Origin of the sequence: Providencia sp. M-27 (assembly GCF_011077905.1) — a bacterium.
Taxonomy (GTDB): Bacteria; Pseudomonadota; Gammaproteobacteria; order Enterobacterales; family Enterobacteriaceae; genus Providencia; species Providencia huaxiensis.
The window spans coordinates 51,560-65,272 of sequence record NZ_JAALBT010000013.1 but is presented as its reverse complement, the minus strand read 5'-3'; the positions used below and the strand labels follow the sequence as shown (position 1 = coordinate 65,272).

Genomic DNA, 13,713 nt, shown 5'->3' with positions numbered 1-13,713 from the left:
ACTTATAACCAAAAATGCATCGGTAAGAAAAATATCGGGGTGGAAATATAGGAGTGAGAAATGAATAAGAGCCCATCGAAGACAGGCTCTTATTTTCAGTGAAACTGCTGAATATGACTTTCTAAATATTACTCTGCAGCATCTTGCTTGATAGGCGCATTTTGCTTATGAACATGAACATCCATTTGTGGGAATGGGATACCAATATTATGTTTGTCCAGAGCGCGCTTAAACTCTTCTAGCAAATCCCAATATACAGGCCATGCATCACCGTTAGTGGTCCAAAAACGCACTAAATAATTTAATGATGACGGAGCCATATCATGTAAACGGATAGTGACGCCTTTAGCATGCTGAATACGGCTATCCGCAGCGACGATATCACCTAATACTTTTTTCACCACATCAATATCAGAATCATAAGCAACACCCACAATAATATCTTGACGGCGATTAGGCTCACGACTGGTATTAATGATGTTATCAGCAATTATCTTCCCATTAGGAATAACAATAATACGGTCATCTGCGGTTCTTAACGTCGTTGAAAATATTTGTACATTTTGCACAGTGCCTTCAACAGCACCGATTGAGACATACTCCCCCGCTTTTAGTGGCCTAAATACCACCAGCAACACACCTGCCGCAAAGTTACCCAGCGAGTTTTGTAATGCTAAGCCAACAGCTAAACCGGCCGCACCCATTACCGCGATCACAGAAGCAGTTTGTACGCCAATTTTCCCTAATACCGCAATGAAGGTGAATGCAACAATGGTATAACGTGCTATCGCTGATAAAAAGTCACTGACTGTTGAATCAATACCTTTCATGGTCATCACGCGATGTAAACCACGCCCAACCCATTTTGCAATCATCATCCCGACAATCAAGATAACAATTGCAGACACGATATTCACAGCATACTGAACTAACAGATCTTGGTTTGCCACAAACCAATTCGTTGCATCATTCAACGCGCCTGTAACATCATCAGTATTCATATATATATACCCTTTAGGATCCAATTATCAATATTAACCCCAACCAGTAAATCTTTAAAAAAACGTTTAATGGCTGGCCGTACATTGCAAATAATAGCGATGATTTATTAAAACACAAAACAAATCACTAAATAAAATTATTCTATCTATTTTCTATAACAAAAATTCGATAATCCTTTAGCATTAATAAGAAGTCATCAGTGCCGCAAAATGCAACACTTTCATTATCATAATAACTCATTCCTTCTTCCAACCCTTCAGTTTCAAATGATAATTGGTTGGCGCGGATCATCACTTCTTCATCATCAAGCAACAATGTATATTCGTGGCCAATAAGCTCCCATTGTTTTTCACTGCCTTTGATTTTTTCGTAATTTTCTTCAATAGCATCTAACAGACTAAGGTCATTTTTGACCTCTTCATTAAGCCAATATCCAATAGCCTCATGATCCATCGAGAATTTAGCGGAGATAGCTCCGGTGATATCTTGGAAAAATTGGTAGTCCATATGCAGTCCCTCTACTCTTGCGTTATTGACGCTAGTATAACGCGAGTCAAACCGCTTTGTTGAGAGGTATTACCAACAGAAAAAATAAAATTGAGTAATGACGTGCAAAAGCATATTGAACAACAAGGTATAAAAATTATCGAAGGGCCGGTGAATCGGACTGGTGCTACTGGAGCAATTAGATCTATTTACTTACGTGATGTCGATTTAAATTTAATCGAAATTTCTGAATATATTTAGCGAATACACCCAATTAAAAAAGGCCCCTAACATTAGGAGCCTCCATGATTAATATTACCTTGTTACACGGCTGTTTGGAAAATCACGCCATCCGCTTTTTCGGTATATTGTGATAACTGGTCAAAGTTCAAGTAACGGTAGGTATCCGCTGCTGTTTCATCGACCTTATCCATAAATTGCAGATACTCTGCTGGTGTTGGTAAACGACCTAATAAAGAGGCTACCGCTGCCAGTTCTGCTGATGCGAGGTAAACATTCGCACCTGTCCCTAAACGGTTCGGGAAGTTACGCGTTGAAGTGGAAACGACCGTCGCTCCATCAGCTACACGTGCTTGGTTACCCATACACAGTGAACACCCTGGAACTTCAATACGCGCACCACTCTTACCAAAGACGCTGTAGTAACCTTCTTCAGTTAATTGTGCTGCGTCCATCTTAGTTGGTGGCGCAACCCATAAACGCGTTGGTAATTGGCCTTTGTGGGAATCCAATAACTTACCTGCTGCACGGAAGTGGCCAATGTTTGTCATACAAGAACCGATGAAGACTTCATCAATTTTCTCGTTTTGAACATCAGACAATAAACGTGCGTCATCTGGGTCATTTGGTGCACACAGAATTGGCTCTTTGATGTCATTCAGGTCAATTTCAATGACTGCTGCGTATTCCGCATCTGCATCACCTTCTAGCAGTTGTGGATCTGCTAACCAGTTTTCCATCCCTTTGATACGGCGTTCAATAGTACGACGATCACCATAGCCTTCTGCTATCATCCATTTTAATAGAACGATATTCGATTGCAGGTATTCGATAATTGGCGCTTTATCTAATTTGATAGTACAACCCGCTGCTGAACGCTCTGCTGACGCATCCGCTAATTCAAACGCTTGTTCAACTTTCAGCTCAGGCAAACCTTCGATTTCTAAGATACGGCCAGAGAAAATGTTTTTCTTACCTTTTTTCTCTACGGTCAGTAAACCATCTTTGATTGCATACAGTGGGATTGCATGAACAAGGTCACGTAATGTGATACCCGGCTGCATTTCACCTTTAAAACGAACCAGTACTGACTCAGGCATATCCAGAGGCATCACCCCTGTTGCTGCAGCAAATGCGACCAAACCAGAACCCGCAGGGAATGAAATACCAATTGGGAAGCGCGTATGTGAGTCACCACCTGTACCGACGGTATCAGGTAATAGCATACGGTTTAACCAAGAGTGAATAATACCATCGCCTGGACGCAGAGAAACACCACCACGGTTCATGATGAAATCAGGTAAAGTATGGTGCGTTGTGACGTCAACAGGCTTTGGATACGCAGCAGTGTGGCAGAATGACTGCATAACCAAATCTGCAGAGAAACCAAGACAAGCCAAGTCTTTCAGCTCATCACGGGTCATTGGGCCAGTTGTATCTTGTGAACCTACAGAGGTCATTTTTGGCTCACAGTATTCACCAGGGCGAATACCTGGGCGACCGCAAGCACGACCAACCATTTTTTGTGCTAATGAGAAACCACGGTTGCTTTGTGCAACGGATTTCGCGTGACGGAATACATCTGTTGCTTCTAAGCCCAGAGATTCACGTGCTTTGCTGGTTAAACCACGGCCGATAATCAGTGGAATACGACCACCCGCACGGACTTCGTCAATCAGCACATCTGTTTTTAATTCGAATGTTTCGAGTAGCTCACCCGTTTCATGGTTACGCACTTCACCTTTAAATGGATAGATGTCAATCACATCCCCCATATTCAGTTTAGAAACGTCCACTTCAATTGGTAATGCGCCCGCATCTTCCATTGTATTAAAGAAGATGGGTGCAATTTTGCCGCCCAATACTACCCCACCGCCACGTTTATTTGGCACAAATGGGATATCGTCACCCATAAACCATAGCACGGAGTTAGTCGCTGATTTACGAGAAGAACCAGTACCGACAACGTCACCCACGTAAGCTAGTGGGAAACCTTTCTTATTCAGCGCATCAATTTGCTTGATTGGGCCAACATTACCCGCATCGTCTGGTTCAATACCATCGCGTGCGTTTTTCAGCATTGCTAATGCGTGTAATGGGATATCTGGACGTGACCATGCATCAGGGGCTGGCGATAAGTCATCTGTGTTAGTTTCACCAGTCACTTTGAACACAGTTACGGTCATTTTTTCAGCTAACGCAGGGCGCTCTTTGAACCACTCGGCATTTGCCCATGACTCAATAACTTGTTTCGCGTGAACATTTCCCGCTTTCGCTTTTTCTTCTACGTCGTAGAAGTTATCAAACATCAGTAAGGTGTGGGAAAGTGCTTTAGCGGCGATTGGCGCAAGTTTTTCGTCATCCAACGCTTCAATTAGTGCATGGATGTTATATCCGCCCTGCATAGTCCCTAGCAGTTCAATGGCTTTTTCAGGGGAGATAAGAGAAGAGGAAGTTTCGCCTTTAGCTATCGCGGCTAAAAATCCAGCTTTTACGTACGCTGCTTCGTCAACACCAGGGGGGACGCGGTTGGTCAGCAGGTCTAACAGGAAATCTTCTTCACCTTTGGGTGGGTTTTTGAGTAACTCTACCAGTGCAGCTACTTGTGACGCATCTAATGGCTTAGGGACAATCCCTTGAGCGGCACGCTCGGCTACGTGCTTACGGTATTCTTCTAGCACGACGTTCTCCTCGCTTCATTGTAATTTGTATACCCGGCTGTCTGCACCATACTGACAAAATTATCATCCGGTGCCAGGTCAGAGGAATTTGCTCGCATAATCTCAATGGCGGTAAAATTATGCCCAGCTTCGGGCGATCAGCATAGCAGAATTTAAACGTAATGTTAATTCATTCACAAGAAAGCAACATTTAACTACTAACTTTACGCCTTAACACTTCATTACTGGTTATTTTTCAGCTTAAGATACTATTAATCATCGTAAAACGCCGAAAAAACCATACTTTTTATAATGCATTTTAAAATTTAAAGCACCCTAATTAGTGCCTTTTTTCATCAGCTATCACAAATTATATTTTTTATCGCAATTTTATTTATATTACTAATTGATAAGGTAAATCATTGCGATTGGTTTTAATCCCTTTAAAGGTTTTAATGGATTTTACCGCCCTTTTAAACCAATTAAATTGCCAAACGGGTCTTCAAGTTGGCACATTCGGTTGTTACCATCTATTAACATTGGCCCGCGGTACAGTTTTGCCCCTAGTTGAGTGAAATGCTCAAAAGCCAAATCAAAATTATCGACTTGCCAATACAATACCGTTCCCTTTTTACCCTCACTAACTTTTTCATCCGCTTGCACCACTTCTATCGTGAAGTCTCCGACATTCAGTAAGGTGAAATCAAAATCAGGCAAGTATTCTGCCTTTGCTTGTGGAAAAGCTTGCTGATACCAAGCCAAACCCGCTTGAACATCAGGGACATGAATTAAAATTGCAGTGGGTTTTAGTTCCATAGCGCTTTCTTATTAATAGGTATTATTTTGTTTTAGCTTACACCAATGATTGAAAGTTAGTAAATGTAGATAAGGTGTAAACAATGGCCAAACCAGCGATTGCTTACGCCTTGAGCATCATCAAGTCAGATCATTTGACCCTGTAAATATACAGAATTATTTACAGGGTCTTACAGAATCATCTAAGGAAATTATTGTATTGACCTAAACCTATTTAGATAGAAAATTTAAGAACCCACATATTTTCCGGATCCATCCATCCATAAAATCGCTGGCATTTCATAAAAATAGAAGTTCAAGTCATCATCATCCTCTGCTTTAGCATTTTCAGGCCAGTATTGTTCAAGATGATTAACAATTTCTTGACTATTAGCATTCCAATACGGAATGTTTTTGCCTAAAGGATCATCAGGAGAACAGAATCTAATTATTTGCTTCTCTAATAACTCTTTTATCATAGAAAAGAATATCCCCCTATGTTCATAGAAACACTTGTTTGGATTCCAACTCACTATGGAACCAAACAACCCTGATAACCATAGCCCTTTTGCATCACCAATAATCTCATCAAAATGTAGAGTTTTTTCCATTATAGACTCACTTTAAAAATTTTATTTCTGCTGGTGCAGCATCCTTAGCAATACCTCTTGGAATATCAATCGTCCAAGCCTTCCCTGTTTCACTTGCAGAATGAGAAAAATCACGTAGATTGAAGCTCCCATTTGGGGTTTTAACAGTATAAATATTTCCTTTTCCCGGAACAGCCCTTACTTCCGGTAAAACTCTATTACCTGTTAACTCAACAAAATACTGCTTAATTTCTACTTCTGATGCTCCATTAAAAATCTTTGCGTTACCTTTGTTTGGCGTTTCAATTAAAGTCCTATTTCCTATTTGAATGCCAGATCTACTATTATCATATTCAAATAATTCTTTAATTTCATTTTTTCTATTAGAAACTTGAATTGTTTGTTGTTTAAGCCTTTGATCATCGGGCTCAAGTCCATTAGGAGTGCCACTTACGCTACCACCAGAAGTCTCTAAAGCACCTTTTTCTTCTACCCCTAACTCCATTCCAACATTTGGATTTTTTGCTGCTTTATCTATATCATTTGAGCAACTCATTCCGAAAGTACAATCAAACGTTTCCGCTAGACCATCACGAATATTACCTAATGCCTTTTCGATACCTTTTGCAATACTGCTATCTGCTGTTTGTGTTACTTGTGAATTTGAACCAACACCATGAGGTAATGTAGGAACATTCGGAGACGGAATAGCAAATATACTACTTTGAGTAAAGTTGAGTTTATTCAAATTCTCTGTATTAACATCAATGGCATTAATTAATCTGCTATGTAAATATTTAACAGAAGTAATACTTCCTCTTGCCGACTTATCAAGTATCTCTTCATCTCCATCTCCATATTTATAATTGTCATTCAAACTGTCTAGATAGGTATTCTCATTATACCCAATTAAAAAGCTATCTAGCTCAGCTGAGGTTTTATACTCTTTGCTGATTAATCTGCCAGATATCATTATCTCTTGTACAAAAGGGTATTTCTCTGGATTATTTAAAAATTTCCATTCATTAAATCCTTCAACTTTTTCCAAAAATAATTTTTGTTTCTCGATATGCTCTTTAATTATTTCCTTTTTAGTCTCAATATTTTCTTTTGATGATAAATCAACCTTTCCATTTTTATCTAATAAAGACTCAATATCTATAGGAGTAGCCATATATTCACAATATGACATGTAATCCATAAAATCATTTAGAGCGTGATACCATTCAGGTGAAACTTCATGTCTATAACTTTCAAGATAACTATTATATCCATCATAATATCCATCACCGAAATATAAAGCGGTATTATTCTCAACAGGTAATCGAGTTCCTATTACAGTCATTGAATCCACATGACTCATATTTGTCATAATCTAATTTCCTTATTAGCATTTAAATATCACAATAAGGAAAATAAAATTTAATATTTTTATAGTCAACTAAACAGTATCATTCAAATAATATAAAAATACTGAATTAAATAATCATATCAAAGATACTAAATTTCTTAGTTAGTTATTAAAAACAAGCATTAATGAATTAAATAAAACTTTGTCTTTATTTTTAGATAAATACAAAAAAAGCCAACGTGTTTCCACATTGGCTTCATTCGCTTTGCTGATAAACAGCATACTAGAGATACTGTTTATCTATGCGATTAAAGAAAATTATTTTTTCTTTTTCGCTTTAGCGTTTGGTAAATCAGTAATGCTACCTTCGTAAATCTCAGCAGCCATACCGATTGATTCGTACAGTGTTGGGTGAGCATGGATAGTTAATGCTAAGTCTTCTGCATCACAACCCATTTCAATTGCTAAGCCGATTTCGCCCAGTAATTCACCACCGTTCACGCCGACAACCGCCCCACCGATAACACGGTTAGATTGTTTGTCGAAAATCAGTTTAGTCATACCTTCTGAGCAGTCAGATGCAATTGCACGGCCTGACGCAGCCCATGGGAAAGTTGCAACTTCATAGCTGATATTTTGTTCTTTCGCTTCTTTCTCAGTTAAACCAACCCATGCAACTTCTGGCTCAGTATAGGCGATGGATGGAATAACTTTCGGGTCAAAGTAATGTTTCAGACCAGAGATAACCTCTGCGGCAACGTGACCTTCGTGAACACCTTTGTGAGCCAACATTGGTTGACCAACGATATCACCAATAGCGAAGATGTGTGGAACGTTAGTGCGCATTTGTTTATCCACACGGATAAAGCCACGGTCATCAACTTCAACGCCTGCTTTGCCTGCATCCAAGTTTTTACCGTTAGGAACACGACCGATTGCCACTAATACTGCATCATAACGTTGTGGTTCTGCAGAAGCTTTTTTACCTTCCATAGAAACGTAGATACCGTCTTCTTTCGCTTCAACTGCCGTTACTTTAGTTTCTAACAGCAGATTGAATTTTTTACTGATTTGTTTGGTGAATACTTTAACCACATCTTTGTCAGCCGCTGGGATGACTTGGTCAAACATTTCAACCACATCGATTTGAGAACCCAGTGCATGATACACAGTCCCCATTTCTAAACCGATGATACCCCCACCCATAACCAGCAGACGCTCAGGAACTTCAGTCAGTTCTAATGCATCTGTTGAATCCCAAATACGTGGGTCTTCATGTGGAATGAATGGTAATTGAATTGGACGGGAACCCGCAGCAATGATTGCGTTATCGAAATTGATAGTTGTGCTACCATTTTCACCTTCAACAACCAGCGTGTTGGCACCTGTGAATTTACCGAAGCCGTTAACTACGGTAACTTTACGGCCTTTAGCCATACCAGCCAGACCACCCGTCAGCTGATTAATGACTTTTTCTTTCCATAAGCGAACTTTGGAAATGTCAGTTTTTGGCTCACCAAAAACGATACCGTGTTCTGCTAAAGCTTTTGCTTCTTCGATCACTTTTGCAACATGCAATAACGCTTTAGAAGGAATACAACCAACGTTTAAACAAACACCACCAAGGGTTGAATAACGTTCTACTAAAACAGTTTCTAAACCTAAGTCAGCGCAACGGAAAGCCGCAGAATAGCCTGCAGGGCCTGCACCAAGCACAACCACTTGGGCTTTAATTTCAGTACTCATCATGACCTCTTTTTGTTTTGTCCAGCGGTACTGCTGAATAAACGATCTTCCACTGGAAAAGTACACACCGAGAGCAGTTTACAGAATTGTTAACACCCTGAAAAGGCTCATTTCGTGATGTAACTCCCAACCTTTCGTAGCGGCAGCAAAAAATTCTGCCCCAGCCTAAATAAAACAGACCGGCTTATTCGCCGGTCTTATTATTTACATCACTAAACGGCGAATATCGCTCATTAATTGCCCTACTAGGGTGATGAAGCGAGCTCCATCAGCACCATCGATTACACGATGGTCGAAGGACAGTGACATTGGCAGGATCAAGCGAGGAACAAACTCGCTACCATTCCAAACAGGTTTCATTGAAGAACGTGACAGCCCCATAATTGCAACTTCTGGTGCGTTCACGATTGGTGCAAAACCGGTTGTTCCGATACCACCAAGGCTTGAAATCGTGAAGCAGCCACCTTGCATATCAGACGCAGTCAATTTACCTGCACGCGCTTTCTTAGAAACTTCCATCAGTTCACGAGATAACTCTAAAATGCCTTTTTTGTTTACGTCTTTGAAGACTGGAACAACTAAGCCATTTGGTGTATCTACCGCAATACCGATGTTGATATATTTTTTCAGGAACAGACGCTGCGCATCTTCAGAAATAGAGCTATTAAAGCGCGGCATTTCTTCCAAAGCACGAGCAACCGCTTTCATGACAAAAACTAATGGTGTGATTTTCACATCCAGTTTTTTCTTTTCAGCTTCTTTATTTTGTTGCTTACGGAATTCTTCAACTTCAGTAGTATCCACTTCTTCCATCAGCGTAACGTGTGGGATCATTACCCAGTTACGGCTCAGGTTAGCACCCGAGATTTTTTGGATACGACCCAGTTCAACTTCTTCAACTTCACCAAATTTGCTGTAGTCCACTTTCGGCCATGGCAGCATACCAGGTAAACCGCCACCTGCTGCTGCAGGAGCTTCCGCACGTTTTACGGCATCTTTCACGTAAGCTTGAACGTCTTCACGCAGGATACGGCCTTTACGGCCTGTGCCTTTAACTTTCGCTAAGTTAACACCAAATTCACGCGCTAAGCGGCGAATAACTGGTGTTGCATGGATGTATGCATCGTTTTCAACAAATTCAGTTTTGCTGTCAGTTGTTTTTGCTGGCGCTGCTGGTGCTGGAGTGACCGCAGGAGCCGGAGCAGATGACTGAGCTACTGGAGCCGCTGCTGGAGCTGCACCTGCCACTTCAAAGGTCATGATCAGCGAGCCAGTTTTCACTTTATCGCCAGTCGCAATCTTAATTTCTTTAACGGTTCCCGCAAATGGTGCAGGAACTTCCATTGAGGCTTTGTCGCCTTCAACGGTAATGATTGATTGCTCAGCAGAAACGGTATCACCCACTTTTACCATCACTTCAGTGACTTCAACTTCATCACCACCGATATCTGGTACGTTGACATCTTTAACCGCTGAAGCAGCTGGCGCTGATGGCGCTGCAGCTTGAGCAGCCGGAGCCGCTACAGGAGCCGCGCCTGCAACTTCAAAGACCATAATCAGTGAGCCAGTTTTCACTTTATCACCGGTTGCAATTTTAATTTCTTTAACGGTTCCCGCAAATGGTGCAGGAACTTCCATTGAGGCTTTATCGCCTTCAACAGTGATTAAAGATTGCTCAGCCGTAACCGTGTCACCAACTTTAACCATAATTTCAGTAACTTCAACTTCATCGCCACCGATATCTGGTACAGCAACATCTTTCGATACCGCTGCGCTTGGTGCTGCCGCTGGAGCTACTGGGGCTTCTGCAGGAGCTGGCGCTGCTGCACCCGCCTCCGCTTCGAATACCATGATTAATTTGCCTGTTGTCACTTTATCGCCAACAGCAATTTTAATTTCTTTTACCACACCCGCTTGTGGAGATGGGACTTCCATAGAAGCTTTATCACCTTCAACGGTAATAAGCGATTGCTCAGCTTCTACTTTGTCGCCAACTTTAACCATCACTTCGGTGACTTCAACTTCATCAGCACCGATATCAGGCACTTGGATTTCAATAGACATTGATTTTTACCTCTTATGCCAAACGTGGGTTAACTTTATCTGGGTTGATGTTGTATTTTTTAATCGCTTCTTCAACGACTTTTACATCAATCTCACCACGTTTAGCTAATTCACCTAACGCTGCAACAATCACATAGGATGTATCCACTTCAAAGTGGTGACGCAGGTTTTCACGACTATCTGAACGACCGAAACCATCTGTACCCAGAACGCGGTAATCACTTGCAGGAACATAAGTACGAACTTGTTCTGCAAACAGTTTCATGTAGTCAGTTGATGCGACTGCTGGTGCATCGTTCATAACTTGTGCAATATAAGGAACACGTGGTGCCTCAGATGGGTGCAGCATGTTCCAACGCTCACAATCTTGACCATCACGTGCCAATTCAGTGAATGAAGTCACGCTATAGACATCAGAACCGATTCCATATTCAGCAGACAGAATATCCGCTGCTTCACGCACGTGGCGCATCATCGAACCTGAACCTAATAGCTGAACTTTACCTTTGCTACCTTCAACAGAAGCCAGTTTATAGATACCTTTACGGATACCTTCTTCTACGCCTTCTGGCATTGCTGGCATGTGGTAGTTTTCATTCAGCGTCGTGATGTAGTAATAAACGTTTTCTTGTTTCTCACCGTACATACGCTCTAAGCCGTCTTGCATGATCACCGCAACTTCGTAAGCGAAAGCTGGGTCATAAGAAATACAGTTAGGAATAGTCAGTGATTGAATATGGCTATGGCCATCTTCATGCTGTAGACCTTCACCATTCAGTGTTGTACGGCCTGAAGTACCACCAATTAAGAAACCACGTGCTTGTTGGTCACCCGCTGCCCACATCAAGTCGCCAATACGTTGGAAACCAAACATTGAGTAGTAGATATAGAATGGGATCATCGGCAGGTTGTTAGTGCTGTATGATGTCGCAGCCGCTAACCAAGAAGAACCCGCACCCAGCTCATTGATACCTTCTTGCAGAATTTGACCTTTAGAGTCTTCTTTATAGTAAGCAACTTGCTCACGATCTTGCGGAGTATATTGCTGACCTTTAGGACTATAGATACCGATTTGGCGGAATAGACCTTCCATACCAAATGTACGCGCTTCATCAGCGATGATTGGTACTAAACGTTCTTTAATCGATTTGTTTTTCAACATGACGTTCAACGCACGAACGAACGCGATAGTTGTTGAAATTTCTTTAGATTGTTCTTCCAATAATTGGCTGAAATCTGCCAGTGCAGGAATATCTAATTTTTCATCAAAGGTTGAACGACGAGCTGGCAAATAACCACCTAACGCTTGACGGCGTTCATGTAGATATTTGTACTCTTCGGAATCTTTTTCAAACGTAATGTATGGCAGTTTTTCAATTTGCTCATCAGCAACAGGCACATTGAACTGATCACGGAAATGACGAACGCCATCCATGTTCATTTTCTTCACTTGGTGAGCAATGTTTTTACCTTCTGCAGTTTCACCCATACCATAACCTTTGATGGTTTGCGCTAAAATAACAGTCGGTTTGCCTTTAGTTTCTTTGGCTTTTTGGAATGCAGCATACACTTTCTTCGGATCGTGACCACCACGGTTCAGAGCCCAAATCTCATCATCAGTCATATCTTTAACTAATGCTGCAGTTTCTGGGTAACGATTAAAGAAGTGTTCACGAACGTATGCACCGTCACGTGATTTAAAGGTTTGGTAATCGCCATCTAAGGTTTCGTTCATCAGTTGAACAAGTTTACCGCTCGTATCTTTACGCAGTAATTCATCCCAACGGTCGCCCCACATAACTTTGATAACTTGCCAGCCAGCACCATTAAAGATACCTTCTAGTTCATTAACAATTTTACCATTACCAGTAACTGGGCCATCTAAACGTTGCAGGTTACAGTTGATAACAAAAACTAAGTTATCTAATTTATCGCGAGTTGCGATAGTAATTGCACCTTTAGATTCTGGCTCATCCATCTCACCATCACCAAGGAATGCATATACACGCTGAGCTGATGTATCTTTCAGCCCACGGTTATCAAGGTATTTCAGGAATTTAGCTTGATAGATAGCATTAATTGGCCCCAGCCCCATTGACACAGTCGGGAACTGCCAGAAGTCAGGCATTAATTTAGGGTGTGGATAAGAAGACAGACCATTTCCACCAATTTCTTGACGGAAGTTGTTCATTTGCTCTTCAGTTAAGCGGCCTTCCAAGAACGCACGTGCGTAAATACCAGGAGAGATATGACCTTGGAAGAAGACTAAATCTCCGCCGTCATTGTTATTATGTGCACGGAAGAAGTGGTTAAAGCACACTTCATATAAAGTTGCTGATGACTGGAAAGAAGCCATGTGGCCACCCAGTTCTAAGTCTTTTTTGGAAGCGCGTAAAACAGTCATCACTGCGTTCCAACGAATTGCAGAGCGAATACGGCGCTCTAAATCCATGTTACCAGGGTATGCCGGCTCATCTTCAACAGCTATTGTGTTGATGTAATCAGAATGACCAGATGCACCAGCGGCAATATTAACACCGCCTTTACGTGCTTCGCTTAATACCTGTTCGATAATAAACTGAGCACGATCAACACCTTCTTCACGGATGACCGATTCAATCGCCTGTAGCCAGTCGCGAGTTTCAATCGGATCCACGTCATTTTTTAACATATCTGACATGGTGTATTCCTTATCTGTTATCTATTTTATATGTTTATGTGGAGCCTATCTTCCTGCTATTTTCCTCATTGCTGTAAAACAGCAGGAAGATAGGCCCTG

At 41.4% G+C, this 13,713-nt stretch carries 9 protein-coding genes and 1 pseudogene; 1 reads left to right on the top strand and 9 read right to left on the bottom strand.

Annotated features, from left to right (window positions below; all coding sequences use genetic code 11):
• Window positions 1-128: 128 nt before the first annotated feature.
• Both mscS and G6Q48_RS16750 read right to left on the bottom strand, forming a co-directional pair.
• Entirely contained in the window at window positions 129-1,001 is an 873-nt protein-coding gene (gene mscS, locus G6Q48_RS16755) for a small-conductance mechanosensitive channel MscS (RefSeq protein WP_166267668.1), read from the bottom strand.
• Between the two features lie 142 nt (window positions 1,002-1,143).
• A complete protein-coding gene (locus G6Q48_RS16750) occupies window positions 1,144-1,509 on the bottom strand; it encodes a YacL family protein (RefSeq protein ID WP_102137416.1) in 366 nt (121 codons plus the stop codon).
• Between the two features lie 96 nt (window positions 1,510-1,605).
• Between G6Q48_RS16750 and G6Q48_RS22285 the strand changes: the two are divergent.
• Window positions 1,606-1,749 (top strand): annotated as a pseudogene (locus G6Q48_RS22285) (VOC family protein); the annotation flags it as partial.
• Between the two features lie 62 nt (window positions 1,750-1,811).
• On the opposite strand, the gene acnB reads toward G6Q48_RS22285, so the two are convergent.
• The 7 genes from acnB to aceE all read right to left on the bottom strand — a co-directional run bounded on the left by acnB (window position 1,812) and on the right by aceE (window position 13,614).
• Window positions 1,812-4,409: a bifunctional aconitate hydratase 2/2-methylisocitrate dehydratase gene (acnB, locus tag G6Q48_RS16740; protein WP_166267666.1), complete on the bottom strand. Its 2,598-nt coding sequence runs from the start codon at window positions 4,407-4,409 to the stop codon at window positions 1,812-1,814.
• A gap of 441 nt (window positions 4,410-4,850) precedes the next feature.
• Window positions 4,851-5,204: a VOC family protein gene (locus G6Q48_RS16735; protein ID WP_166267664.1), complete on the bottom strand. Its 354-nt coding sequence runs from the start codon at window positions 5,202-5,204 to the stop codon at window positions 4,851-4,853.
• 227 nt (window positions 5,205-5,431) lie between these two features.
• Entirely contained in the window at window positions 5,432-5,794 is a 363-nt protein-coding gene (locus tag G6Q48_RS22850) for a hypothetical protein (RefSeq protein WP_166267662.1), read from the bottom strand.
• A gap of 7 nt (window positions 5,795-5,801) precedes the next feature.
• Window positions 5,802-7,145, bottom strand: coding sequence for a hypothetical protein (locus G6Q48_RS22280; RefSeq protein WP_241098669.1), 1,344 nt, complete (start codon window positions 7,143-7,145; stop codon window positions 5,802-5,804).
• Between the two features lie 297 nt (window positions 7,146-7,442).
• The gene (gene lpdA, locus G6Q48_RS16720) at window positions 7,443-8,870 is read right to left on the bottom strand and encodes a dihydrolipoyl dehydrogenase (protein WP_102137409.1); all 1,428 of its coding nucleotides are present in this window, start codon (window positions 8,868-8,870) and stop codon (window positions 7,443-7,445) included.
• A 204-nt stretch (window positions 8,871-9,074) separates the two neighbouring features.
• On the bottom strand, window positions 9,075-10,934 hold the full coding sequence (gene aceF, locus G6Q48_RS16715) for a pyruvate dehydrogenase complex dihydrolipoyllysine-residue acetyltransferase (protein ID WP_166267660.1): 1,860 nt from the start codon (window positions 10,932-10,934) through the stop codon (window positions 9,075-9,077).
• Between the two features lie 13 nt (window positions 10,935-10,947).
• Window positions 10,948-13,614, bottom strand: a complete 2,667-nt coding sequence (gene aceE, locus G6Q48_RS16710) for a pyruvate dehydrogenase (acetyl-transferring), homodimeric type (protein WP_102137407.1) — start codon at window positions 13,612-13,614, stop codon at window positions 10,948-10,950.
• Between the last annotated feature and the right edge of the window lie 99 nt (window positions 13,615-13,713).